Raw genomic sequence first — 23,730 nt, 5'->3', positions numbered from 1 at the left:
CGCATGAGCAGCACGTCACAGGACAAGCCCCGCAAGCAGATCCACCTCGCGGCGCACTTCCCCGGCGTCAACAACACCACCGTGTGGAGCGACCCCGAGGCCGGCAGCCACATCGAGTTCAGCTCCTTCGCCCACTTCGCGCGCACCGCCGAGCGCGCCAAGTTCGACTTCCTGTTCCTCGCCGAGGGACTGCGACTTCGCGAACAGGGCGGCAAGATCTACGACTTGGACGTCGTCGGCCGCCCCGACACCTTCACGATCCTCACCGCGCTCGCTGCCGTCACCGAACACCTCGGCCTGACCGGCACCATCAACTCCACCTTCAACGAGCCCTACGAAGTGGCCCGTCAGTTCGCCAGCCTCGACCACCTCTCCGACGGCCGCGCCGCCTGGAACGTGGTCACCTCCTGGGACGCCTTCACCGGCGAGAACTTCCGCCGCGGCGGCTTCCTCCCGCAGGAGGAGCGCTACACCCGGGCCAAGGAGTTCCTGACCACGGCGAACGAGCTCTTCGACTCCTGGCACGGGGACGAGATCGTCGCCGATCAGCGGACCGGCACCTTCCTGCGCGACGCGAAGGCCGGAGCCTTCGTGCACCAGGGCCAACACTTCGACATCCAGGGGCAGTTCAACGTCCCGCGCAGCCCGCAGGGACGCCCGGTCGTCTTCCAGGCCGGAGACTCCGAGGAGGGGCGCGAGTTCGCCGCCTCCGGCGCCGACGCGATCTTCAGCCGGTACGCCACCCTCAAGGAGGGCCAGGCGTTCTACAAGGACGTCAAGGGACGCCTCGCCCGCTACGGCCGTACGCGCGACCAACTGCTGATCCTGCCCGCCGCGACCTTCGTCCTCGGCGACACGGACGCCGAGGCGGAGGAGATCTCCCGCGAGGTGCGCCGCCAGCAGGTCAGCGGCGCCACCGCGATCAAGCACCTGGAGTTCGTCTGGAACCGCGACCTGTCCGCGTACGACCCGGACGGCCCGCTGCCCGACATCGACCCGGACCTCGGCGAGCACACCATCGCCCGGGGCCGCGCCCAGGTACGGATGTACCGTGACCCGCTGGCCACCGCCCGGGAGTGGCGCGAGCTCGCGGCCGCCAACAAGTGGTCCATCCGCGATCTGGTCATCGAGACCGGCAACCGGCAGACCTTCGTCGGCTCCCCGGCCACCGTCGCCGACACCATCGACTCCTTCGTGCAGGCCGACGCCAGTGACGGCTTCATCCTCGTCCCGCACATCACCCCCGGCGGCCTCGACACCTTCGCCGACACGGTGGTCCCGCTGCTCCAGGAGCGCGGGGTGTACCGCACGGAGTACGAGGGCACGACCCTGCGCGACCACCTCGGCCTCGCCCACCCGGACACCGTGCGCGACGAACGAGCGGCGTCATGAAATTCCTGGCCATCACCCTGATCGTGCACCGGCCCGACCCGATCACCGGCGTACGGAAGCCCACGCACGACCGCTTCCGCGAGGTCCTCGACAACGCGCTGCTCGCCGAGGAACTGGGCTTCGACGGCTTCGGCGTGGGGGAGCGGCACGAGCGGCCGTTCATCTCCTCCTCACCGCCCGTCGTGCTCAGCCACGTCGCCGCGCTCACCAAGCGCATCCGCCTGTTCACGGCCGTGACGACGCTCAGCCTTCTCGACCCGGTACGCGCGTACGAGGACTACGCGACCCTCGACCACCTCTCCGACGGTCGCCTGGACCTGATCATCGGCAAGGGCAACGGGGTAGCCCAGCGCGACCTCTTCGACGTCACCCCCGAGGACCAGTGGGACCGCAACGCCGAGAGCTACGAGGTGTTCCGGACGATCTGGCGCCAGGACAAGGTGACCGCCGAGACCCGCTTCCGCCCGGGACTCAAGGACGCGGAGGTGTGGCCCCGGCCGTACCAGCAGCCGATCCGGGTCTGGCACGGCAGCGCGACCAGCAAGGAGTCGGTCGACCTGGCCGCCCGCTACGGCGACCCCCTCTTCTCCGCCAACGTCACCAACCCCATAGAGCCCTACGCCGAGTTGATCCGCTACTACCGCGAGCGCTGGGAGCACTACGGCCACGACCCGGCCGACATCGCGGTGGGCGCGGGCACGGCGGGCCTCTACGTGGCCCGTACGTCGCAGGAGGCACTGACCGCGTACCGCCCGGTGTTCGAGGGGAACCTGGCCTTCCAGAAGAGCCTCGGCCTGGAGCCCGTCTTCCCCACCCTGGAGGACTTCGTCGAGCGCAGCTCGGCCCTCATCGGCAGCCCCCAGCAGATCATCGACAAGGTGCACCGCTACCACGAGCGGTTCGGGCACACGGTGCTGCATCTGCACGCGGACGCGAGCGGTCTCGGCGACGCCCAGCACCGCGACTCCCTTGAGCGTTTCCAGTCGGAGGTCGCACCGGTGCTGCGCCGCGAGATCCCCGATCCACCGTTTTCGTGGGGCCCGGTCCGCGCGGAGCCCGCGTCCGTCCCCGCCGACCGCTGAGGAGCCCCGCCCCATGTCCGACATCCCCCTGGGTGTCCTCGACCTCGTCCCGATCTCCTCCGGCTCCACCGCGACCGAGGCCCTGCGCAACTCCGTCGACCTGGCCCGGCAGGCGGAGCGGTTCGGGTACGCCCGCTACTGGTTCGCCGAGCACCACCTCAACCCGGGAGTCGCCGGCACCTCTCCCGCGGTGGTCCTCGCCCTGACCGCCTCCGCCACCTCCACCATCAGGCTCGGTTCGGGCGCCGTACAGCTCGGGCACCGCACCGCGCTGTCCACGGTCGAGGAGTTCGGTCTGCTCGACGCCCTGCACCCCGGCCGCCTCGACCTGGGCCTCGGCCGCTCCGGCGGGCGCCCGCCGGGAGGGCCCACCGCCTCGCTGCCGACCGCGACCCCCGTGGTCGACGGCCGCGCCCCGGGCGGTCTGCGCATCCCGCCCCGGTTCTCCTTCGAGTATCTGCTCGGCTCACCCCGCGTCGCCCTCCAGCGCACGCTGCTCCAACAGCCGCACGCCCGGTCGCAGGACTACGGCGAGCAGATCGACGACATCCTCGCGCTGCTCGCGGGGACGTACCGGTCGGCGGACGGTGTCGAGGCGCATGTCGTCCCGGGTGAGGGCGCGGACGTACAGGTGTGGATCCTGGGCAGCAGCGGCGGTCAGAGCGCCACGGTCGCCGGCCGCAACGGGCTGCGGTTCGCGGCGAACTACCACGTCAGTCCGGCCACGGTGCTGGAGGCGGCGGAGGGCTACCGCGCCGCCTTCCAGCCGTCCGACGTCCTCGACAAGCCGTACCTCAGCGTGTCCGCGGACGTGGTCGTCGCCGAGGACGACGACACCGCGCGCGAACTCGCCACCGGCTACGGCCTCTGGGTCCGCAGCATCCGCACCGCCGAGGGCGCCATCGAGTTCCCGACCCCGAAGGAGGCCCGCGCCCACGTGTGGAGCGACGAGGACCGGGCGCTGGTCGCGGATCGCGTCGAGACCCAGTTCGTGGGCTCCCCGGGACACGTCGCCGACCAGTTGGAACAGCTCCAGGAGGCCACCGGGGCCGACGAGTTGTTGATCACGACCATCACCCACAGGCATGCGGACCGGGTGCGCTCGTACGAACTGCTGGCCGAGGAGTGGCGACGCAGGTGACCGCATCCGGGTGACGGGGGTGTCGCAGCCGCCCGAGCCCACCGGCGGCTGCGTGGGCTCGACATGGCCGATGCGTGGGCAATGCGTGGGCAGTGCCCGGATTCAGTTCACGGTGAAGTAGTAGTAATAGGGCGACAGTTGGATGCCGGAGCTGGTCGTCGCGTAGACCTGGAGCTCGTTGGAGCCGTCCGAGGTCGGGGTCCAGTCGACGCTCGCGGTGTCGTGGGCTCCCGCGGCGACCGTGACCTCCGGGTCCCCGTTGAAGGAGTAGGTGTAGCTCGCGATGCCCTTCACCTTCGGCGTGAACGTGAAGGTGCCCGGGACGCCCACGCCGCCGCCGGAATCGTTCTCGGGGTAGACGTCGGAAGCGACGGTGGGGGTGGTGTCGTAGTAGATGTCCCACGACGCCGCGTCACTGAGCCAGCCGTTCGCGCTCTTGCTGGTCACCTGGAGATGCTCGCCGTCGATGCCGTCCATCGTGAGCTCTGTCGTCGCCGTGCCGTCCGCCGCCGCCGCGACGTCGACGGTCTTGTCGCCGTGCGGACCGCCGAAGGTATGCACGGAGTAGCTGACGACCGGGCTCTTCGACTGGAGCGTGGCGTCGGGCCGGAACGTGAACGTGGTCGTGTCGCCGAACTCGGGTGCCGGGTCCGCCGGGGTGACGGTGGGCGGCGTGGGACTGACGTGGAACTGGTAGCTGGTGGTTTCCGACGGGTGGAAGGCCCGGTCGAGGCTGCGCACCCACAGGGTCATGAAACCGCCGCCGTACGGCGGAATCAGGTTGACCGTGGCCGAACCGCCGGGGGCGTCGGCGCGCGTGAAGTGTCCCGGGTCCGCGTACGGGTCGTTGGGCTGCGGGATGCCGTGGTCGCCGATGTGCGCGAGAACGATGGTCTCGAGGGACCCTGTCCAGGAATACTGGAACCCGGCGACATCGTCGGCGCCGTTGGCGTTCAACGTGATCGTGACCGGGTCGCCGCCCTGGTTCCACCGGTCCGGCGGGTAGTTCGGCGACGAGATGGTGGGCACGCTCGCCGGGAAGGTGTCGTCGATCGTGACGTAACAGGGGACGGACCAGTCCGAGGCCGCGTCCCCGGCCACCGTCTGGGCCCGCCAGGCGTAGGTCTGCCCGTCGACGAGCATGTCGTTGGGCAGGAGGCTGGTGGCCTCGAACCCGGGGGTGGCGCGGTCGTGGGTGACCGTCGTGGTCTGCGACGGGTCGGTGACCGGCCAGACCTGATACCGCGCGGTGAGCGGGGAGTTGTCGGTCGTGTCGGTGGTCCCGGGGATGCCCTCGACGACAACGTTGCTACGGGACGGCAGATACGTGGGCCGGTCCGCGTCGGTCGAGCAGTTCCGGTAGCCGTTGAAGAGCTGGGTGGGCGTGATGGGCGTTCCCCCGGCCGCACTCGCGGGCGACACGGCGGCGGCCAGTAACAGGCCGAGGGTTCCCAGAGAAGCGAGGACGGCACGCGGGCGCGCGCCGAAGGACATGGTCAAGTGGTCCCTCCCGGTTGGATGCCCGCACACGGTGCCCGGATACGCACTGGTGTACGAGCGGCGAGGGGATCGTATGGGGTGACGCAGGCCGAACGCATGAGAATTAAGGAGAGTTGAGCGAACCGTGCGCTTTGCCGGCCGGACAGGGGATCGCCAGTGTCGGCGTCGGCGCTACCGGTCGTCGTTCGAGCCGGCGGGGGGCCGTGAGCGGAAAGTTCGGCGATAGGTGTCCGGAGGCACGCCGACCGTGCGGTTGAAGTGTCGGCGCAGCGTCGTGGCGGTGCCCATGCCGGTGGCTGTCGCGATGACTTCGACAACGTCGTCGGTGGTCTCCAGCAACTCCTGGGCGCGGCGGATCCGTTGTGTCAGCAGCCACTGCAGTGGAGTGGTACCGGTTACCGCCCTGAAGTGGCGGCCCAGATTGCGCGAGCTCATGCGTGCCTGGTGTGCCAGGTCCTCCACGGTGAGCGGGTGGTCGAGGCGTTCGATCACCCAGGGGAGCAGCGCGGCGAGCGGGTGGTCGTCCCGGGTGGGCACCGGGGCGGCGACGAACTGGGCCTGGCCACCGGCTCGGTGCGGCGGCACCACCAGGCGGCGGGCGACGGCGTTGGCGACGGACGAGCCGTGGTCGAGACGGACGAGGTGCAGGCACAGGTCCATCGCGGCGGCCTTGCCCGCGGAGGTGAGCACGCTGCCGTTGTCCACGTAGAGCACATCCGGATCGACCTCCACGCGCGGGTAGCGGGTGGTCAGCACCTCGGTGTGCGCCCAGTGCGTGGTCGCGCGCTTGCCGTCCAGCAGGCCGGCGGCGGCCAGCACGAACGCGCCCGTGCACAGGGAGGCCACGCGCGCCCCCGCCTCGTGGGCCGCGCGCACCGCGCCGACGAGATCGGCGGGCGGGTCCACGTCGATGTCCGCCCAGCCGGGGACGATCACGGTGTCGGCATGCCGGAGGCGGTCGAGCCCATGGTCGGGCTCCAGCCGGAACCGCCCGACCCGCACGGCGTCCGACCCGCAGACCTCGACGTCGTACCAGGGGACGGCCACGTCGACCGGAGCGGCGCCGAACACCTCGTACGCCATGGACAGTTCGAAGTGCAGCATCCCGTCGGTGACGGCCAGCGCGACAGTACCCATGTCCGAAACTGTACGGGGTACGTCGTTCCGGACACTCACGGCAGAGCGCCCACCCTCGCCAGGATGTTCTCAGCGGATCATTCGGGCACAGGGGAGAACTCATGGGATCAGTAGAGACGGTGACGGTGTTCGGCGCTTACGGGCACACCGGACGCTTTGTGGTGGCAGAGCTGCGAGATCGCGGGTTCGTCCCGGTGCTCTCCGGCCGCGACGCAGGCAAGCTGCGCGCGCTGGCGGCATCCGCCCCCGGACTCGAGGTCCGGCCGGCGTCGGTCGACGACCCTGCCTCGCTCGACCGCGCCCTGGACGGTGCGAACGCGGTGATCAACTGCGCCGGGCCCTTCGCCATGACCGCGGCTCCTGTGATCGAGGCGGCACTGCGCGCCGGGATCCCGTACATCGATGTGGCGGCCGAGATCGAGGCCAACCTCGACACGTTCACGCACTTCGCGGACCGCGCCCGCGCGGCGGGAGCCGTGATCGTCCCCGCGATGGCCTTCTACGGAGGCCTCGGCGACCTGCTGGCCACCGCCGCGATGGGGGACTGGACGGTCGCCGACGAAGTGAACATCGCCTACGGACTGAGCAGTTGGCGCCCCACCTCCGGGACACGCACTGCGGGCACGGTCTCCCAGGAGCGGCGAGGCGGCCGGCGCGTCCGCTACACGAACGGGCGGTTGGAGTACCACGACGACAAGCCGACGCTCCTGAAGTGGCCCTTCCCCGACCCGATGGGCACCAGGGAGGTCGTCGGGGAGTTCACGATGACCGACGTGGTCACCCTTCCCAGCCACCTCTCCATCCCCGAGGTACGCACCCATATGACGATCGAAGCGGCCAGGGACCTCTCGGCCCCGGACACACCGGCCCCGACCGCGGCCGACGAGAACGGGCGGTCGGACCAGACCTTCGTCGTCGACGCCGTCGTACGCTCCGGCGGCACCGAACGGCGTGCTGTGGCAAGCGGCCGGGACATCTACGCCGTCAGCGCGCCGCTCGCGGTGGAAGCGGTCCACCGCGTCCTCACCGGCCGGACCCGCATGGTCGGAGTCGCCTCCGCCGGTGAAATCTTCGACGCGCCCGACTTCCTCCGCGCGCTGTCCCCGCACATCTCCTTCGAACTGCTCCGGCAGCGGACGGCCTCCTGACCGTCGGAGTGGGCGTTGCGGCCAACGCCCACGCACGCGCTGTCCTCGCTCCAAGGGTGAGGCCCGTGACACGGGCCGCCGCCCAGCTCATCGGGGAGCCGAGTCGTGGCCGTGCGGGCTTCCGGGTCTCCCCCCATGCTGGAAGTGAGGGGGTGAGGCCACGGAGGAGGTGGTGAGGATGCAGACCGTTGTGGATCTCACGCGCTGCCAGGGTTATGCGCAGTGCGTGTTCCTCGCGCCGGAGGTGTTCGAGCTGCACGGCGAGGAGGGGCTGCTGTACGCCACCGCCGTCCCGGACGACCAGGTCGAGCGCGTGCGTCAGGCCGCGGCGGCATGCCCGGTCCAGGCCATCCTCCTCGGCGCGGAGGTGAGCGCCGGTGCCCGGTGATCTGCGCGACGGCCGCATCGTGATCGTCGGCGCGTCGCTGGCCGGGCTGAGGGCCGCGGAGACGCTGCGCGAGCAGGGCTTCACCGGCTCACTCACCGTAGTGGGGGACGAGCCTCATCCGCCCTACGACCGCCCACCCCTGTCCAAGCAGGTACTGCTCGGCAAGACCCCGGCGGATACCACGGCGCTGCCGATGCGCCGGGACCCGGACGCCGACTGGCGGCTGGGTGTGGCCGCCACCGGTCTGGACCCCCTGGAGAAACGGGTGACGCTGGCCGACGGTGAGTCGCTGCCGTTCGACCGGCTGCTGATCGCCACCGGGACCCGGGCGCGCCCCTGGCCCAACCCGGACGAGGCCTCCCTGGACGGGGTGTTCACCCTGCGCACCAGTGACGAGGCCGGGGAGTTGGCCGAGCGGCTGGGCGCCGGGCCGGGGCGGGTGCTGGTGATCGGTGCCGGTTTCACCGGTTCGGAGATCGCCTCGGCCTGCCGGGAGCGCGGAATCGAGGTCACGGTCGCGGAACGCGGCCCCGCACCCCTGGTGGGCGCGCTGGGCGGCACCCTGTCGCAACTGGCGGCCGCCATGCACCGCAATCACGGCGTGGACCTGCGCTGCGGGGTGACGGTCACCGCTCTGCGCGGGGACGGGAACGGCCGGTTCATTGGTGCGGACCTGTCCGACGGCAGTCGTGTCGACGCGGATGTGTGCGTCGTGGCGTTGGGGGCGGTCCGCAACGTCGAGTGGTTGGCGGAGTCCGGGCTGGCGGCGGGTCCGCGCGGAATCGCGTGCGACGCCGGGTGCCGGGCCTTCGACATGTACGGGATCGTCACCGACGACGTCTTCGTGGCCGGTGACGTCTCCCGGTTCCCGCACCCGCTGTTCGGGTACCAGATGCTCTCGCTGGAGCACTGGGGCAACGCGGTCGCGCAGGCCGAGGTGGCGGCCCACAACATGGTCAGTCCGGGGCCGCTGCGGCGTCCGCACCTCGCCGTCCCGTCGTTCTGGTCGACCCAGTTCGGGCTCAACATCAAGTCGGTGGGCGTGCCCACCTACTCCGACCATGTGGTCATCGCCCAAGGTTCTCTGGAGGCCCGCCGTCTGGCCGTGGTCTACGGCTACCAGGGACGGGTCACCGCCGCGGTCACCGTCGACATGGCCAAGTCGCTCGACTACTACAAGCACTTGATCGAGACGGCTGCTCCGTTCCCGCCCCCGCCCGGCGCGGCGGACCGTGCGGTCGCGGCCGACCTCACGATTCCGTCCGACGTGCCGGACCCGAGCGGGCTGTCGCACGGCCCCACCGTGGCGCTCACCGGTTATATGCCCGATCGACGACTGACGCTGGTGCAGCCCACCGGCTGACTCACGTTCCGCCCAACCACGAGGAGCCACCATGGACTCCGAGACCTTGCTGGCACGGATCTCCGACTACGCGAACCGTCCCGACCCCTACCCGCTGTACGCGGAACTCCGCGAGGCCGGTCCCGTGGTGTGGCAGGCGGACGGCAGTTGTCTGATCGGCACCTACCACGAAATCGCCGCTCTGCTCCATGACCCGCGGATGAGCGCCGATCCGCGCAGCCGCACCGGCTCGGCGCCGTCCGAGGAGCCGGGGCGGCTGCCGTTCCTGCGGCTCGACGACCCCGAGCACCACAGACTGCGCACCCTGACCATGCGGCCGTTCGGGCCGCCGCACAGCCCGGGCCGGGTCGACGCCATGCGCGGCGAGATCACCCGCATCACCGACGACCTGATCGAGGCGCTCCGGGACCGCGAGCAGATCGACGTCGTCGACGACTTCGCCTACCCCCTGCCCATCACCGTCATCTGCCGGTTGATGGGCGTCCCGCGCGAGGACGAGTCGCTGTTCCAGGGATGGACCGACGCGATCGTCGCGTCCGCCGACATCGGGCCCGAGGAAGACACCACCGAACGGGACAAGGCGGGCCTGCAGGGCCAGCAGGAAATGGGCCGGTACCTGATCAACCTCGCCGAACAGCGTCGCGGCCGTCCCACCGGCGACATGCTCTCCGACCTCATCAACGAACCGGACCCCGCCCTGCGGCTCTCCGTCGAGGAACTGGCGCAAACCACCATCCTGTTGTTCATCGCCGGACACGAGACCACGGTCAACCTGATCACCAACGGCGTCCTCACCCTGCTGCGCCGGCCCGACGAGCTGGACCGGCTGCGCCGCGACCCCGGCCTGCTGCCGCGCGCGGTGGAGGAACTGCTGCGCTACGAACCCCCGGTCCACATGCGCGAGAGGTTCCCTCTCGCCGACATCGACGTCGCCGGCACCACGATCCCCCAGGGCACGTCCGTCGTACTGGCGCTGGCCTCGGGCAGCCGCGACCCCAAGCGGTTCCACGAGCCCGACCGCTTCGACCCCACCCGCCCCGACAACGAACACTTCGGCTTCGGCAGCGGTATCCACCTCTGCTACGGCGCGCCACTCGCCCGCATCGAAGCGGAGACCGCGCTCGGCGCGCTGCTCCCCCGCCTCGCCACGGCCCGCCTGGTCCAGGACCCGCCCCCCTATCGGCAGAACGCCATGCTCCGCGGACCCCGCCATCTGTCCGTCCAACTGCCGACGGGGTAGATGAGGTCAGCTGACGTCGAGGTAGTCCCGTAGGGCCTGGGAGCGGGAGGGGTGGCGCAGCTTGGACATCGTCTTGGACTCGATCTGGCGGATGCGCTCGCGTGTCACCCCGTACACCTGCCCGATCTCCTCCAGGGTCCTGGTCTGCCCGTCGATCAGGCCGTAGCGCAGCGAGATGATCCCGGCCTCGCGTGCGGTCATGTTCGCGAGGACGGCCTGGATGGCGTCCTTGAGGAGGAGGAAGGTGACCATGTCCGAGGGGGAGATGGTCTCGCTGTCTTCCAGGATGTCACCGAGTTCCGTGCCACCGTCCTCGCCCAGCGGGGTGTGGAGCGAGACGGGCTGTTTGCTGTAGCCCTCGATCTCGGTGATCTTCTCCACGGGGACGTCCAGCTTGTTCGCGAGTTGTTCCGGTGTGGGCTCGGCGCCGGTGTCCTGGAGTATTTCCCGGCGGACCTTGGCCATACGGTTGATGATCTCGACCATGTGGACGGGGATGCGTATGGTGCGGCTCTGGTCGGCCAGAGCCCGTGAGATCGCCTGCCGGATCCACCAGGTCGCATAGGTCGAGAACTTGAACCCTTTGGTGTAGTCGAATTTCTCCACCGCGCGGATCAGTCCCGTGTTTCCCTCCTGGATCAGGTCCAGGAACAACATTCCGCGCCTGCTGTACCGCTTGGCGATGGAGACGACCAGCCGCAGGTTCGCCTCGACGAGATGGGATTTCGCCACGTGCCCGTCCGCGGCGAGGATCTCCAGTTCCCGCCGGAACTCCGGGCCGAGGTGCGGCTCCTCCGTGAGCCGCCGCTCAGCGAACAGACCCGCTTCTATCCGCTTCGCCAGCTCCACCTCCTTCTCGGCGTCGAGGAGGGAGACCCGGGCGATCTGCTTGAGGTAGTCACGTACTTGGTCGACCGAGGCGCCGCCGGAGGTGAGCCGGGGGCTGGGCGCGTCGTCGTCCTCTTCCATGGCGGCAACGGGCGGCTCCGCATCCCACGCCTGGGCATCCGTCTCCATGGCGCTCAACTCCTCTCCAGAAGCGGTCGGAGGAACTGCCCGGTGTGGGAAGGGTTCTACCTTTGGTGCGTTTCTGCAGTTCGGAGGCGAGCTTGACGCGTTGTGCCTCGCCGCCGGAGAGCGTCGTGGCGGGCCGGCCGAGTTTCACATGGCCCAGAACGCCGACGATGGACCTGTCCTTGAAGTGTACGTCCAGGGTCTCCCGGTTGTACTGCGCTCCGTGACAGACCTCACACGGCACGTAGACGTCAGGGCCGCCCGGCGTCGTGCGCGGTGAAGTGCTCGGCGCCGCTGGTGTCCGTCCACGGCGCGACGGCGCCCTCGGACAGCGACTTCTCCTCGTCCGGCACGCCGAGTTCGGCGTCGACCTCCATCCGCGAGCCCAGGCCGGTGCACTCGGGGCAGGTCATCCGCTCCGGGGGCCGCACCTCACGTTCCGGGCCAAAGGCGTCGAGAACCACGGAGTCGACGCAGACGGAATGCGATTCGGCGTAACACCGCCGGCCTGTGCGGTTGCCGAGTCGGCATCAACTGTTCCTCGTCGGGCGCACCTGGGTCGAGCGGTATGCGGGGACCTCGTGCCGGGCGGGACCACCGGCGGGAACCCGCATGGGCGACGGGCACGGGCGACGGGCACGGGCGACGGGCACGGGCGACGGGCTGACGTGTCGGCGTCGCCGCCGCGGCATCACGCTTCGACGAGCTCGCGGACGCTGTCCTGCGCGCACGCCTGCGCCGGCTCCGGGGCCTGCTCCTGCACGGGGTGGCGGTGGCGGTACAGCCAGGTGATGTCACGGCCGAACGACCAGACCAGCGAGGCGAGCGCGAGGAGCACCGCGGCGGCGTTGCCCTCCAGGGGCATGATCCCGGCGCCCGCGACGAGCAGCACGATTCCCTGCAGGGCCGCCACGGTCTTGCGCGCCATGCTGTGCGGCAGCGCGGCGTTCAGCCAGGGCAGCACCCGGGCCGCCGCCACGAACGCGTACCGCATGGTGCCGATCAGCAGTACCCACGGGCCGAGCGACATCGAGACGTACACGCTCAGCACCAGGATCAGGAACGCGTCGACCTCCATGTCGAAGCGGGCGCCCAGCGCGGTCGAGGTGCCGGTGCGGCGGGCGACCTTGCCGTCCACCCCGTCGAGGATCAGGGCGACCGCCGTGAGACCGACGAGCAGGCTGACCGGGGGCGAGCTCTCGAAGGAGTCCGCGACGAGGGCGGTGACCCCGCCGACCAGGATGGCCCGGCCGAGCGTCACCCGATTGGCCGGTCCGAAGGAACGGGGCCGTGAGCGGCGCAGGGCACGGGTCAGAACCGCCCAGGTGACGATCGCGAAGGCCAGACCGGTCAGCCAGCCCGCGGGCCCCAAACCGATCGCCGTGCCCAGCAGAGCCAGCACCAGGAGCTGCAGACCAGCTCCCACCGTGGTCTCCTGCGCCAAGAGCCTCGCGTCGTACGTGTTGTTCAGGGCCACCGCACATCCTCCGGCCGTATGACAGAGTCGATCAACGCCGCGTACAGTGCGCGGCTTGTCACCGGTCCGTACGTGAAGATCTGCTGAATCGTTCAGGGGGATGCTCATGGAACTCACAGCTCGCGCCTTTTGGCTGAGCTCGCCCGGCCACGCCGAGATACGCGAGGTGGCCCTCCCTGCGCCGGCCGAGGGGGAGGTGCTGGTGCGCACGCTCTACTCGGGGGTGAGCCGGGGCACCGAGACCCTCGTCTTCCGTGGCGGCGTACCGGAAAGCCAGCATGCCTCGATGCGTGCACCGTTCCAGGACGGGGATTTCCCCGCGCCGGTGAAATACGGCTATTTGAGCGTCGGCCAGGTAGAGGAAGGCCCAGCGGGTCTGCGCGGCCGGACCGTCTTCTGCCTGTATCCGCACCAGACGCGGTACGTCGTCCCGGTGAGCGCCGTGACCGTCGTACCGGACTCCGTCCCCGCCCCGCGCGCCGTGCTCGCCGGGACCGTGGAGACCGCGGTGAACGCACTGTGGGACGCGGCCCCGCTGGTCGGTGACCGGATCGCCGTGGTGGGCGGCGGCATGGTCGGCTGCTCCGTCGCCGCGCTCCTCGCCCGCTTCCCGGGCGTACGCGTCCAGCTCGTCGACGCCGACCCCGCGCGCGCCGACATCGCCCGCGCCCTGGGCGTCGATTTCGCACTTCCCGCGGACGCCGCCGACGAGTGCGACCTCGTCGTGCACGCCAGCGCCACCGAGGCCGGGCTCACCCGGTCGCTGGAGCTGCTCGCCCACGAGGGCACCGTCCTGGAGATGAGCTGGTACGGCGACCGGCGGGTCAGCCTGCCGCTGGGCGAGGCCTTCCACTCCCGGCGCCTGGTCGTGCGCAGCAGCCAGGTCGGTTCCGTTTCTCCGGCGCGGCGCGCCAGTCGGACGTACGCCGATCGGCTGGCGCTCGCCCTGGAACTGCTCGCCGAGCCCGCCTTCGACGCGCTCGTGACCGGTGAGTGCGGCTTCGACGAACTGCCCGACGTGATGCCGAAGTTGGCCTCCGGATCGATACCCGGCATGTGCCATCGCGTTGTCTACGAAGGCGTTTGAGCACTGAACAACCTGTCTGACCTCCAAAGACTGCAAAGAAAGGGGAACGGGCGGCTGAACAAGGAGAACGGGGCAGCCGTACTACACGGCATGGTCCCGGCAGGGGACCAGACGTGCCGCACCTGGAGGGTCGTCCGTTGTTCAGCATCACCGTCCGCGATCACCTGATGATCGCCCACAGCTTCCGTGGCGAGGTCTTCGGGCCCGCGCAACGTCTGCACGGGGCGACGTTCCTGGTGGACGCCACGTTTCGCCGGGCCGAGCTGGACGACGACAACATCGTCGTCGACATCGGTCTGGCCACGCAGGAACTCGGCGCCGTCGTGAGCGCGCTGAACTACCGCAACCTCGACAACGAGCCGGACTTCAAGAACACCAACACCTCGACGGAGTTCCTGGCCAAGGTCATCGCCGACCGCCTCGCCGAGCGCGTGCACGCCGGGGGTCTGGGCGAGGGCGCCCACGGCCTCGCGGGCATCACGGTCACCCTGCACGAGTCGCACATCGCCTGGGCGAGTTACGAGCGTGCGCTGTGACCGACACGACCATGGACCAGACGTCCCCGAACAGCGACCAGGCTTCCCTGAACTACGTGCCCGTACAGCACACGGCTCTCAAGAACGCCGAGATCATCCCCATGTCCCTGCGCTCCGTGCACTTCGTGATGCCGGGCGGTGTCGACGACCCGTCCGCGCCCAGCGGCGGTAACGCCTACGACCGGCGGCTCTGCCTGGACCTGCCCGGCTTCGGCTGGCAGGTCCACAAGCACGCCGTCGCGGGCAGCTGGCCCCGGCCGTCGGCCTCCGCCCGTACGGAGCTGGCCCGCACGCTCAGTGAGTTCCCGGACGACACGGTCGTCCTTCTCGACGGACTCGTCGCCTGCGGCGTCCCCGAGATCATCGTCCCCGAGGCCGAACGGCTGCGTCTCGCCGTCCTGGTGCACCTGCCGCTCGGTGACGAGACGGGGCTCGCGCCCGCCGTGGCCGCCGAACTGGACGCCAAGGAACGGGAGACGCTGCGGGCCGTGTCCGCCGTCGTCGCCACCAGCGACTGGGCCGTCCGCCGGCTGGTCGCTCACCACGGGCTCGCCCCCGAACGGGTGCACGTGGCCGCCCCCGGCGCCGACATCTCGCCCCTTGCCTCCGGCACGGACGGCGTCTCCCGGCTGCTGTGCGTCGCCGCGGTCACCCCGCGCAAGGGCCAGCACCGGCTGATCGAGGCCCTCGCCACCGTCACCGACCTGCCCTGGAGCTGTGTCTGCGTCGGCGGACTCACCCAGGACCCGGCGTACGTCGCCCAGCTGCGCGGCCTGATCGAGAAGTACGGGCTCGGCGACCGGCTGCACCTCGCCGGACCGCAGGCGGGCGCGGAACTCGACGCGAGCTACGCGGCGGCCGACCTCATGGTCCTCACCTCGTACGCCGAGACGTACGGCATGGCCGTCACGGAGGCGCTCGCGCGCGGGATTCCGGTGCTGGCGACCGATGTCGGCGGTCTGCCCGAAGCGGTCGGACGCGCGCCCGACGGAGGCGTCCCCGGCATTCTCGTACCCCCGGAGAACCCGGCGGCGCTCGCCGCGGAACTGCGCGGCTGGTTCGGCGAGGCCGATGTGCGCCGTCGGCTGAAGGCGGCCGCGCGCGGCCGCCGGGCCGCGCTGGACGGCTGGGCGACCACCGCCCGCAGCCTGGCCGGTGTGCTGGGACGTCTTCCGCAGCGGCCTCGGAGGGCGGCATGAGCATGACTACGACTCCGTCGGGAGTTCCGGAACAGGGTGTGTCGGAGGTGGGCGTGCAGGGTGGTGTGTCCGGGGTTCCGGGGCAGCGTGTGAGCGCGCCCGACGACGACGTGCCCCGCTACGCCCCCCAGTGGCTTCAGCTGCGGGAGCCGGCGGACGCCGCCGCACGGGCGCCCGAACTGCTCGACCCGCTGCGCATCCGGCTGGCGAACCGGCCGGGCCGCGGCGGCGACCTGGTGATCCACGACCTCGGCTGCGGCACCGGCTCCATGGGCCGCTGGCTCGCTCCCCGGCTCGACGGTGCCCAGCACTGGGTCCTGCACGACCGGGACCCGTATCTGCTGCACTTCGCGACCGTGGGCGCACCGAGCGCGGCCGCCGACGGCAGCCGGGTCGCAGCCACCACCCAGCGCGGTGACATCGGCCGGCTGACCGCGGACGCGCTCACCGGGGCCTCACTGGTGACGGCCTCCGCCCTGCTCGACGTACTGACCCGCGAGGAGATCGACCGGCTCGCGGCGGCCTGCGCGGGCGCCGGAGTGCCGGCCCTGCTGACGCTCTCCGTCGTGGGGCGCGTCGAGTTCACGCCGGCGGATCCGCTGGACGCCGAGATCGCCGAGGCGTTCAACGCCCACCAGCGGCGCGGCGACCTGCTCGGACCCGACGCGATCACGGTGGCCTGCGAGGCCTTCGACCGGCACGGCGCGACGGTACGGGTGCATCCGAGCCCCTGGCGGCTCGGCGCCGACGAGGCCGAACTCACGGCGGAGTGGCTGCGCGGCTGGGTCGGCGCGGCCGTCGAGGAGCGGCCCGCGCTGGCGGCCCGTGCGGAGTCGTATCTGGAGTCCCGCCTCGCGGCCTGCGCCGCGGGTGAGCTGCGTGTACGGGTCCACCACAGCGACGTACTGGCGCTCCCGCACCCGACAGGTGGTGTGGTGTGAGTACCGGGGTGGAGACGGCGGAGCCGGTCGCCGTGGACGCGCCGGAGGCGGTGTCCGACCCCGACGTGCCGGAGCTCCACCGCTCGGGCCCCGCCGTGGAAGCCGACCCGACCACCACCCGACGCAAGGGGGGCTCCCTCCGCAAGCACATCGGTTCCGTCGCCGGTGTCCTCATCCTCGGCGTGCTGCTCTGGCGGCTCGGTACCGGTGTCTTCCTCGACGGGCTGCGGCGGGTCGACGGACCGACCCTGCTGGCGGGGCTGGGGCTGGGCCTGCTGACCACCGTGTTCAGCGCCTGGCGCTGGTGCCTGGTGGCGCGCGGGCTGCGCATCCGGCTGCCGCTGGGCGACGCCGTCGCGGACTACTACCGCGCGCTGTTCCTGAACGCGGCGCTGCCCGGCGGTGTCCTCGGCGACGTGCACCGCGCCGTACGGCACGGCCAGAGTGCCGGTGACGTCGGCCGCGGCGTACGCGCCGTGGTCCTCGAACGGACCGCGGGTCAGGCGGTCCTGGTGGCCGTCGGCGCGGTGGTCCTGCTCACTCTGCCGTCACCGGTCCTCGGGGACGCCCGCCAACTCGCACTCGTCCTGGCGATCGTCTTGGTGTGCGGAGTCGTCACGGCGGCCGCGGTCCGCAAGGGCAGGGCGTCGTCCGGTCCGTCGCGGCGCTCCGGAGCCGCCCGTGCCGCGCTCACCGAGGCGCGCGGCGCGCTGCTCGCCCGCGGCAACTGGCCGGGCGTGCTCATCTCGTCGGTCGTGGTGCTGGCGGGACATCTGGCGATGTTCCTGCTCGCCGCCCGCGTCGCCGGATCCCACGCCTCCGCCACCGTACTGCTGCCGCTCGCCCTGCTGGCCCTGCTCGCCATGGGCCTGCCGCTGAACATCGGCGGCTGGGGCCCCAGGGAAGGCGTCATGGCCTGGGCCTTCGGTGCCGCCGGGCTGGGCGCCGGCATGGGCCTGAGCGTCGCGGTGATCTACGGAGTGCTCAGCTTCGCCGCCGCCTTGCCCGGCGTCGCGGTCCTGGTCGTCCGGTGGGTCGCCGCGCTGCGGCGCCCCCGGGAGGAGAACGCAGGAGGGCACGATCTATGCCGAGCGTCAGAGACCGCCGAAGTTCACGCGTCGGAAGTCCCCTTGGCCGGGGTCGCGTCCGAGGCGGTGGGCAGCGTCTTCGCCGTCACCAAGGAGAAGTACGCCCCGAAGGCCTCGGTCAGCCCCGCCAGGAGCTCCTTCCCCTTTTCGGCGGACGCCTTCGAGGGACGGCCGATGACGCCGGACTCGGTATAGCCGGCCATTCCGAGGGTGAGCAGATGACGCCGGTCGTCCGCGACGAAGTCGGAGGTCTCGTAACCGGGCCGGACCAATTCAGGATGCGTGTGCAGAAGAATGGAGGTCTCGATTTCACCGGCGTGCATATCGGTGAGCAACGAGGTCTCCACACCTGCCCGTTCCAGCGCCGCCTCCCAGTCCTCCATGGCCGGGAAAAGCGCCATACGCGTACCGGTGCCGACGGATTCCTGAACCACATTGCCCAGCACGTAATTTCCGCCGTGCCCGTTGACCAGCACCAGGGTGTCGACGCCGGAATGCCGCAGCGACGCGGCTATGTCCCGCACCACCGCGTGCAGCGTGACGGCGGAAATGCTGACGGTACCCGGCCAGGCCGCGTGCTCGTGCGAGCAGGAGATCGTCACCGGAGGGAGGAGATGGACCGGATGAGCGGCGGCGATCCGTTCCGCGACGGCGCACGCGACCAGGGTGTCCGTCGCCAACGGAAGATAGGCACCGTGCTGTTCGAAACTCCCGACGGGAAGCACGGCGACCTCACGGGCGACACCGGCCCCCCGCTCGCGCACATCCTCCGTGGTGTCCGCCGGCAACAGACCGGATACCGCCGAGCGCGTTCCCGAACCACTCATGTTTCACGGCCTTTCGACTCTGCTTTCGACTCTGCTTAGGAACCAGATCATGACAGATAACTTTGGAGTACTCGCCGGGACCGCACGCCTCACAGGTGTCGAACGAGTCGTCAATGCCCCTTTGCCCACCGTGTACGGCGACTTCCAGGCGGTCGGCTTCCTGGACCACGATCGCGGAGAGGAGCAAGTGGCCCTGGTTTACGGCGAGGTCGGCAACCTCAGCAAGAGCGGGGAAGGCGCCACGAAGGAAGGTGTCCTCACCCGGCTCCATTCGGAGTGCCTCACCGGGGACGCCTTCGGCTCCACCCACTGCGAGTGCGGCGATCAGCTCGCCGCCGCGCTGCGCGCCATCGTCGCGGAGGGCCGGGGCGTCCTCGTCTACCTCCGCGGCCACGAGGGCCGGGGCATCGGTCTGCTCGCCAAGCTGCAGGCGATGAAGCTCCAGTCGGAGGGCCTCGACACCGTCGAGGCGAACGTCGCCCTCGGCCTCCCGGTCGACGCCCGTGACTACGGGGTCGCGGCGGACATCCTGCACGACCTCGGCGTCCGGTCCGTACGCCTCCTCTCGAACAACCCGCGCAAGCGGGAGTCGCTCCAGCGCAACGGCATCAAGGTCGCCGAGCAGGTCCCGCTGCTCATACCGCCGTGCCCGCAGAACATCACCTATCTGCGCACCAAGCGGGAGCGTCTCGACCACTTCCTGCCGCACCTGGACGTGGTGGTCTCCCACTCCTCCTGAGCGCGTGCGCCCGAGGACGTCACCCGGAGGCGTCGGCTGTGGTGAGAGAGGCGCGTGCGGGGAAAGGTACAAGGAATGACCGACGACGTCCTGTACCTCTCCCGGGAGCGGGTGACGGAGCTGTTGGACACCGATGCGGCGATCGCCTCGCAGCGCGCGGCGTTCACCGCGCTCGGTGACGGCACCGCCGAGCTCCCCGGCAAGATCATGCACGCCGGCCGATTCGACGACAGCGTCGTCTTCGCCTACCTCGCCCGGCTGTCCGCGGGCACCGGGGCCGTCGCCAAGTTCGGCAGCGTCAACCCGGCCAACGCGGCGGCCGGGCTGCCGACGGTGCACGCCGTGATCAACGCGCTCGATCCGGTGACCGGGCAACTCGCCGCCGTCATGGACGGCACGGCGGTCACGACCCTGCGTACCGCCGCGGCGAGCGCCGTCGCCCTCGACGCGCTGGCCACCGCCGACAGCGCGGAGCTGGGCCTTCTGGGCTCCGGCACCCAGGCCCTCGCCCATGCGCGGGCCGTCGCCCGGGTACGGGACCTCAGGTCCGTACGGGTGTGGAGCCCGAACCCAGCCCGACGGGCGCGGGCGGCGCGGCGCCTCGCGACGGAACTCGGCGTCGCGACCAAGGCCGTCGAGACGGCCGAGGAAGCCGTCACGGGCCTGCCCATGGTCGCCGCCTGCACGCTCAGCAGCACACCCGTCGTACGGGGCGCATGGCTGACGCCCGGGTGCACGGTCGTCAGCGTCGGCTCCTTCGAGCCCACCCGGAGCGAGGTCGACAGAGAGGTCCTACGGCGGGCCGCGGCGGTCGTGGTCGACGACCCGGAGACGGCGGCGGAGCACGCCGGACCGATCGTGGACGCACTGCGGGACGGAGCACTCACCCGCTCCGACCTGATCCCGCTCGGTGGCGTCCTCACCGGCAGCCACCAGGCCCGCACCCACCCCGACGACATCGTCTTCTACAACAGCGTCGGGCTCGGCATCCAGGACGCCGCCGCGGCCTGGGCCGTGATCGAGGCCGCTCGCGCCCGGGAGGCGGGCCGATGACCGGGCGCGCACGGGTCGTCGTCATCGGCGGCGGGGTGATGGGCGCGAGCATCGCCTACCACCTGGCCCGGGCGGGCGTACCGGACGTGGTGCTCGTCGAGCGCGACGAACTCGCCTCCGGGTCCACCTCGCGGGCCGCGGGCGGAATCCGGGCCCAGTTCTCCGACGAGCTGAACATCCAGCTGGGCGCCCGGAGTCTGGAGGCGTTCGCCCGTTTCGGTGAGGAACTCGGCCAGGACATCGGGCTGCACCGGGTCGGCTATCTGTTCCTCCTCTCCACGCCCGAGGAGGTCGCCGCCTTCGAGGACGGCGTACGGCTGCAGAACGCGCTCGGGGTGCCCAGCCGCCTGATCGACCCGGCCGAGGCACGGCGGCTGTCCCCGCTGATCACCACCGACGGGCTGCTGGCTGCGGCCTTCTCCCCGGACGACGGGCACTGCACGCCCGAGTCGGTCGTCCAGGGCTACGCGGCCGGGGCCCGCCGGCACGGCGCGACGGTGCTGCGGCACCGCGAGGTCACCGGCATCGAGACCCGCGGTGACGAGATCACCGCGGTCGTCACCAACCAGGGACGGATCGCCACCGACACGGTCGTCTGCGCGGCCGGTGCCTGGTCGCGGGCGGTGGGCGCGATGGTGGGCGTGGACCTGCCGGTGCAGCCGCTGCGCCGTCAGATCGCCGTCACCGAAGCCGTCCCGGGACTGCCGCCCGACCTCCCCATGACCATCGACTTCACCACCAGTCTTTACTTCCACACCGAGGGCCCCGGCCTCCTCCTCGGCATGTCCGACCCCGACGAGATCCCCGGCTTCGCCACCAGTACCCACGACCGCTGGATCCCCCGCCTGTCCGAGGCGATGGAGCGCCGCGCCCCCGCCCTGCTCGACCTGCGCCGGACGGGCGGCTGGGCGGGCCTGTACGAGATCACCCCGGATCACAATGCGCTGATCGGCGAGGCGCGTTCGTGCTCACGCTTCCTGTACGCGACCGGTTTCTCCGGCCACGGCTTCCTCCAGGGACCGGCGGTCGGCGAGGTGGTCCGTGATCTGTATCTGGGCCGCGTACCCTTCGTCGACATCAGCCCCCTGAGCGTCGAGCGCTTCGCCGCAGACGCCCCGCGCCCGGAGGTCAACCTCGTATGACCGAACTCCACTTGTGGCTGCGCCACGAGACCCGTACGACCGAACGGCGCACCCCGATCGTGCCCGCGGACGCCCGACGGCTCGTCGAGAGCGGTGTGACGCTCACGGTCGAGGAGTCGCCGCAGCGGGTCTTCCCGATCGAGGCGTACGAGGAGGCCGGGTGCCGGGTCGCGAAGGCCGGCTCCTGGGTGTCGGCGCCGCCGGACGCGGTCGTCGTAGGACTGAAGGAACTCCCGGACGCGCCAGCCAAACTGACACACCGCCATGTCTTCTTCGGGCATGCCTACAAGCGGCAGCCGGGGGCCGCCGCCCTGCTCCGCAGGTTCCTCGCCGGGGGCGGGGCCCTGCTCGACCTCGAGTACCTGGTGGACGAGGACGGGCGCAGGCTCGCCGCGTTCGGCTACTGGGCCGGATACCTGGGCGCGACCCTGGCGGTGCTGCACCATCGGGGCAGCCTCAAGGCCCCGTTGCGGCCCACGTCGAAAGAGGAGTTGGACGCCGAACTCGCGTCAGAGAAGGGGGAGCTGCGAGCCCTCGTCATCGGCGCACTCGGCCGCAGTGGCCGGGGTGCCCGCGTGGCGCTGGGGGTGGCCGGGGTCGAGCCCACCTGCTGGGACCTCGCCGAGACCCGTGAGCTGGACCGACCGGCGCTGCTGGCACACGAGTTGATGATCAACACCGTGCTCACCACCCGGCCGATCCCGCCCTTCCTCACGGACCAGGACCTCGACGAGCCCGGCCGCCGGCTGCGCACCTTGTGCGACGTCACCTGCGACGTCGGCTCCCCTCTGAACGTGCTGCCGATCTACGACACCACGACGGACTGGACGCACCCCGCCCGCCGCATCCGCGAGCGGCCCGCCCTGGACCTGATCGCCATCGACAATCTGCCGTCGCTGCTGCCGCGGGAGGCGAGCGTCGACTTCTCGGCGGCGCTGGTGCCCCAGCTGCTGGAGTTCGAGGTCGGCGGACCGTGGGGGCGCTGCCTGGACCGCTTCCACGAGGCGTGCCACGCCCTCGAAGCCGAGGAAGCCGGGGAAGTAGTAGAGGAAGCCGAGAAAGCAGAGGAAGGGGAGTCGCGTGATGCCTGAGGTGACGGCCGTGAGCGGCACCGTCCACTGGATCGGCGCGGGCCTGTCCACCGGCAGCGGTCTCGCCGCGACCTGCGACGCCGTCGACCGCGTACGCCTGTGGCACCGCACCGAGGAGCGTGCCGCGCGCAGCCTTGAGGCGCTGGGCCTGACCGGGCGGGCCGAGCCCCGTGCGTACACACGGGAGGCCCTCGCCGCCGAGCTCGCCCCCGGAGACGTCGTCGTCTCCATGTTGCCCGCACCCGAACACGCCCCGCTGCTCGCCGTCTGTGTCGAGCGCGGCGCCCACTTCGCCTGCTCCAGCTATGTGTCGGACGCGGTCCTCGACCAGGTGCCCGCGGCCGAGGCGGCGGGAGTGGTGGTGCTGACCGAGTGCGGGCTCGACCCGGGCATCGACCACCTCTTCGCGCACAGTCTGATCGGCAGGGCCGAGGCCGCGATCGGCGCCGGGTCGGCCGCCTCGTACCGCCTCACCTCGTACTGCGGCGGCATCCCCGCCGTGCCCAACGACTTCAGGTACCGCTTCAGCTGGGCACCCGCGGGCGTGCTCAACGCCCTCCGCTCGCCCGCCCGTTACGTCGAGGACGGCGCCGAGACCACCGCCGACCGCCCCTGGGAGGCCACCCGCCCCCACGTCATCGACGGCGAGGCCTTCGAGGTCTACCCCAACCGCGACAGCGTGCCCTTCATCGAGCAGTACGGGCTTCCCGGCACCTGGAAGCCCGAGACCTTCGTACGCGGCACCCTGCGCCTCGACGGCTGGCTGCGGGCCTGGGACGCCGTCTTCGAAGAGCTGAAGGCGGGCGACGACCGCCGGATCGCCGCCCTCGCCCAGGAGCTGGCGAAGACGTATCCAACCACCGACGCGGACCGTGACCGGGTCGTTCTCGCCGTCTCGCTGGATGTGCGCGGCGGGTCCGGCGCGACCTGGTCGGGCCGTTACCTCCTCGACCTCGTGGGCACCGCCCAGGAGAGCGCCATGGCCCGCTGTGTCTCCCGCACGCTCGCCCTCGGCGTCCGGCACATCCTGGACGGTTCGCTCCCGCCCGGCCTCGGGCGCGCCGCGGAGACGGCGGAGCGCTCCGAGGCGTGGCTGGCCGAACTCGCCCGGGAGGGAGTGCCTTTCAGCCTGCGGGCGGGGTAGC

The 23,730-nt window shown here is 71.1% G+C and carries 21 protein-coding genes and 3 pseudogenes; 17 read left to right on the top strand and 7 right to left on the bottom strand.

Going from position 1 to position 23,730, the window contains the following annotated elements:
• The first annotated feature begins 3 nt into the window (after positions 1-3).
• Genes OG819_RS43565 through OG819_RS43555 form a run of 3 tightly spaced genes read left to right on the top strand, consistent with a single transcriptional unit; the run spans position 4 to position 3,615 of the window.
• Entirely contained in the window at positions 4-1,392 is a 1,389-nt protein-coding gene (locus OG819_RS43565) for an NtaA/DmoA family FMN-dependent monooxygenase (protein ID WP_266654895.1), read from the top strand.
• Entirely contained in the window at positions 1,389-2,474 is a 1,086-nt protein-coding gene (locus tag OG819_RS43560) for an LLM class flavin-dependent oxidoreductase (protein WP_266654893.1), read from the top strand. Before OG819_RS43565 ends, OG819_RS43560 begins: the two co-directional genes overlap by 4 nt.
• A gap of 13 nt (positions 2,475-2,487) precedes the next feature.
• Positions 2,488-3,615: an LLM class flavin-dependent oxidoreductase gene (locus OG819_RS43555; RefSeq protein ID WP_266654891.1), complete on the top strand. Its 1,128-nt coding sequence runs from the start codon at positions 2,488-2,490 to the stop codon at positions 3,613-3,615.
• A 102-nt stretch (positions 3,616-3,717) separates the two neighbouring features.
• Here the strand turns inward: OG819_RS43555 and OG819_RS43550 are convergent, their stop codons facing one another.
• Both OG819_RS43550 and OG819_RS43545 read right to left on the bottom strand, forming a co-directional pair.
• Positions 3,718-5,109 (bottom strand): hypothetical protein, encoded by a 1,392-nt coding sequence (locus tag OG819_RS43550; protein WP_266634870.1) that lies wholly within the window; start codon positions 5,107-5,109, stop codon positions 3,718-3,720.
• A 177-nt stretch (positions 5,110-5,286) separates the two neighbouring features.
• A complete protein-coding gene (locus OG819_RS43545; RefSeq protein ID WP_266631182.1) occupies positions 5,287-6,252 on the bottom strand; it encodes a helix-turn-helix domain-containing protein in 966 nt (321 codons plus the stop codon).
• Positions 6,253-6,353: 101 nt separating this feature from the next.
• On the opposite strand from OG819_RS43545, the gene OG819_RS43540 reads away from it, so the two are divergent.
• The 4 genes from OG819_RS43540 to OG819_RS43525 all read left to right on the top strand — a co-directional run bounded on the left by OG819_RS43540 (position 6,354) and on the right by OG819_RS43525 (position 10,391).
• Positions 6,354-7,400, top strand: coding sequence for a trans-acting enoyl reductase family protein (locus OG819_RS43540; RefSeq protein WP_266631184.1), 1,047 nt, complete (start codon positions 6,354-6,356; stop codon positions 7,398-7,400).
• Between the two features lie 178 nt (positions 7,401-7,578).
• Entirely contained in the window at positions 7,579-7,788 is a 210-nt protein-coding gene (locus tag OG819_RS43535) for a ferredoxin (protein ID WP_266428032.1), read from the top strand.
• Positions 7,778-9,151 carry an FAD-dependent oxidoreductase gene (locus OG819_RS43530; RefSeq protein WP_266654889.1) on the top strand — a complete coding sequence of 458 codons (1,374 nt, stop codon included), beginning with the start codon at positions 7,778-7,780 and terminating at the stop codon, positions 9,149-9,151. Before OG819_RS43535 ends, OG819_RS43530 begins: the two co-directional genes overlap by 11 nt.
• A gap of 31 nt (positions 9,152-9,182) precedes the next feature.
• The gene (locus OG819_RS43525; RefSeq protein WP_266631188.1) at positions 9,183-10,391 is read left to right on the top strand and encodes a cytochrome P450; all 1,209 of its coding nucleotides are present in this window, start codon (positions 9,183-9,185) and stop codon (positions 10,389-10,391) included.
• A gap of 6 nt (positions 10,392-10,397) precedes the next feature.
• Here the strand turns inward: OG819_RS43525 and OG819_RS43520 are convergent.
• The 4 genes and pseudogenes from OG819_RS43520 to OG819_RS43505 all read right to left on the bottom strand — a co-directional run.
• Positions 10,398-11,423: pseudogene (locus tag OG819_RS43520) on the bottom strand (RNA polymerase sigma factor); the annotation flags it as partial.
• A 34-nt stretch (positions 11,424-11,457) separates the two neighbouring features.
• Positions 11,458-11,661: pseudogene (locus OG819_RS43515) on the bottom strand (hypothetical protein); the annotation flags it as partial.
• Positions 11,657-11,869 (bottom strand): hypothetical protein, encoded by a 213-nt coding sequence (locus OG819_RS43510; RefSeq protein WP_266631190.1) that lies wholly within the window; start codon positions 11,867-11,869, stop codon positions 11,657-11,659. The gene OG819_RS43510 and the pseudogene OG819_RS43515, both read right to left, overlap by 5 nt.
• A 227-nt stretch (positions 11,870-12,096) precedes the next feature.
• A complete protein-coding gene (locus OG819_RS43505) occupies positions 12,097-12,882 on the bottom strand; it encodes a CDP-alcohol phosphatidyltransferase family protein (RefSeq protein WP_266631196.1) in 786 nt (261 codons plus the stop codon).
• A gap of 106 nt (positions 12,883-12,988) precedes the next feature.
• Here OG819_RS43505 and OG819_RS43500 point away from each other — a divergent pair, with 106 nt between their 5' ends.
• From OG819_RS43500 to OG819_RS43480, 5 genes and pseudogenes are all read left to right on the top strand, one after another.
• A complete protein-coding gene (locus tag OG819_RS43500; protein WP_266631198.1) occupies positions 12,989-13,969 on the top strand; it encodes a zinc-binding alcohol dehydrogenase in 981 nt (326 codons plus the stop codon).
• Between the two features lie 137 nt (positions 13,970-14,106).
• Positions 14,107-14,505: a 6-carboxytetrahydropterin synthase gene (locus OG819_RS43495; RefSeq protein ID WP_266428011.1), complete on the top strand. Its 399-nt coding sequence runs from the start codon at positions 14,107-14,109 to the stop codon at positions 14,503-14,505.
• Positions 14,506-14,516: 11 nt separating this feature from the next.
• On the top strand, positions 14,517-15,704 hold the full coding sequence (locus tag OG819_RS43490; RefSeq protein WP_266655564.1) for a glycosyltransferase family 4 protein: 1,188 nt from the start codon (positions 14,517-14,519) through the stop codon (positions 15,702-15,704).
• On the top strand, positions 15,701-16,645 hold the full coding sequence (locus OG819_RS43485; RefSeq protein WP_266654887.1) for a class I SAM-dependent methyltransferase: 945 nt from the start codon (positions 15,701-15,703) through the stop codon (positions 16,643-16,645). Before OG819_RS43490 ends, OG819_RS43485 begins: the two co-directional genes overlap by 4 nt.
• Positions 16,642-17,589: pseudogene (locus OG819_RS43480) on the top strand (lysylphosphatidylglycerol synthase transmembrane domain-containing protein); the annotation flags it as partial. The gene OG819_RS43485 and the pseudogene OG819_RS43480, both read left to right, overlap by 4 nt.
• Positions 17,590-17,756: 167 nt before the next feature.
• On the opposite strand, the gene OG819_RS43475 reads toward OG819_RS43480, so the two are convergent.
• Positions 17,757-18,560, bottom strand: coding sequence for a creatininase family protein (locus OG819_RS43475; protein WP_323139427.1), 804 nt, complete (start codon positions 18,558-18,560; stop codon positions 17,757-17,759).
• Between the two features lie 49 nt (positions 18,561-18,609).
• Between OG819_RS43475 and ribA the strand changes: the two genes are divergently transcribed.
• The 5 genes from ribA (at position 18,610) to OG819_RS43450 (ending at position 23,729) form a co-directional block, all read left to right on the top strand.
• The gene (gene ribA / locus OG819_RS43470; RefSeq protein WP_266631202.1) at positions 18,610-19,299 is read left to right on the top strand and encodes a GTP cyclohydrolase II; all 690 of its coding nucleotides are present in this window, start codon (positions 18,610-18,612) and stop codon (positions 19,297-19,299) included.
• 75 nt (positions 19,300-19,374) lie between these two features.
• On the top strand, positions 19,375-20,352 hold the full coding sequence (locus tag OG819_RS43465; protein ID WP_266654885.1) for an ornithine cyclodeaminase family protein: 978 nt from the start codon (positions 19,375-19,377) through the stop codon (positions 20,350-20,352).
• Complete coding sequence (locus OG819_RS43460) at positions 20,349-21,494, top strand: FAD-binding oxidoreductase (protein WP_266654883.1); 1,146 nt, start codon at positions 20,349-20,351, stop codon at positions 21,492-21,494. Before OG819_RS43465 ends, OG819_RS43460 begins: the two co-directional genes overlap by 4 nt.
• The gene (locus OG819_RS43455; RefSeq protein WP_266654881.1) at positions 21,491-22,585 is read left to right on the top strand and encodes a saccharopine dehydrogenase; all 1,095 of its coding nucleotides are present in this window, start codon (positions 21,491-21,493) and stop codon (positions 22,583-22,585) included. Before OG819_RS43460 ends, OG819_RS43455 begins: the two co-directional genes overlap by 4 nt.
• A complete protein-coding gene (locus OG819_RS43450) occupies positions 22,578-23,729 on the top strand; it encodes a saccharopine dehydrogenase family protein (RefSeq protein ID WP_266654879.1) in 1,152 nt (383 codons plus the stop codon). The genes OG819_RS43455 and OG819_RS43450 overlap by 8 nt, the downstream gene beginning before the upstream one ends.
• Position 23,730: the final 1 nt, after the last annotated feature.

The sequence above is a fragment of the Streptomyces sp. NBC_01549 genome (assembly GCF_026339955.1).
GTDB lineage: Bacteria > Actinomycetota > Actinomycetes > Streptomycetales > Streptomycetaceae > Streptomyces.
The sequence above is the reverse complement of the archived record's forward strand: the minus strand, read 5'-3'. Positions and strand labels throughout refer to the sequence as shown.

Coding starts and splice junctions, on each gene's coding strand:
- OG819_RS43545 (WP_266631182.1), bottom strand. CDS start 6,252: ATGGGTACTGTCGCGCTGGCCGTCACCGACGGGATGCTGCACTTCGAA.
- OG819_RS43465 (WP_266654885.1), top strand. CDS start 19,375: ATGACCGACGACGTCCTGTACCTCTCCCGGGAGCGGGTGACGGAGCTG.
- ribA (WP_266631202.1), top strand. CDS start 18,610: ATGACAGATAACTTTGGAGTACTCGCCGGGACCGCACGCCTCACAGGT.
- OG819_RS43455 (WP_266654881.1), top strand. CDS start 21,491: ATGACCGAACTCCACTTGTGGCTGCGCCACGAGACCCGTACGACCGAA.
- OG819_RS43555 (WP_266654891.1), top strand. CDS start 2,488: ATGTCCGACATCCCCCTGGGTGTCCTCGACCTCGTCCCGATCTCCTCC.
- OG819_RS43490 (WP_266655564.1), top strand. CDS start 14,517: ATGGACCAGACGTCCCCGAACAGCGACCAGGCTTCCCTGAACTACGTG.
- OG819_RS43560 (WP_266654893.1), top strand. CDS start 1,389: ATGAAATTCCTGGCCATCACCCTGATCGTGCACCGGCCCGACCCGATC.
- OG819_RS43450 (WP_266654879.1), top strand. CDS start 22,578: ATGCCTGAGGTGACGGCCGTGAGCGGCACCGTCCACTGGATCGGCGCG.
- OG819_RS43565 (WP_266654895.1), top strand. CDS start 4: ATGAGCAGCACGTCACAGGACAAGCCCCGCAAGCAGATCCACCTCGCG.
- OG819_RS43535 (WP_266428032.1), top strand. CDS start 7,579: ATGCAGACCGTTGTGGATCTCACGCGCTGCCAGGGTTATGCGCAGTGC.
- OG819_RS43460 (WP_266654883.1), top strand. CDS start 20,349: ATGACCGGGCGCGCACGGGTCGTCGTCATCGGCGGCGGGGTGATGGGC.
- OG819_RS43475 (WP_323139427.1), bottom strand. CDS start 18,560: ATGAGTGGTTCGGGAACGCGCTCGGCGGTATCCGGTCTGTTGCCGGCG.
- OG819_RS43540 (WP_266631184.1), top strand. CDS start 6,354: ATGGGATCAGTAGAGACGGTGACGGTGTTCGGCGCTTACGGGCACACC.
- OG819_RS43500 (WP_266631198.1), top strand. CDS start 12,989: ATGGAACTCACAGCTCGCGCCTTTTGGCTGAGCTCGCCCGGCCACGCC.
- OG819_RS43550 (WP_266634870.1), bottom strand. CDS start 5,109: ATGTCCTTCGGCGCGCGCCCGCGTGCCGTCCTCGCTTCTCTGGGAACC.
- OG819_RS43485 (WP_266654887.1), top strand. CDS start 15,701: ATGAGCATGACTACGACTCCGTCGGGAGTTCCGGAACAGGGTGTGTCG.
- OG819_RS43525 (WP_266631188.1), top strand. CDS start 9,183: ATGGACTCCGAGACCTTGCTGGCACGGATCTCCGACTACGCGAACCGT.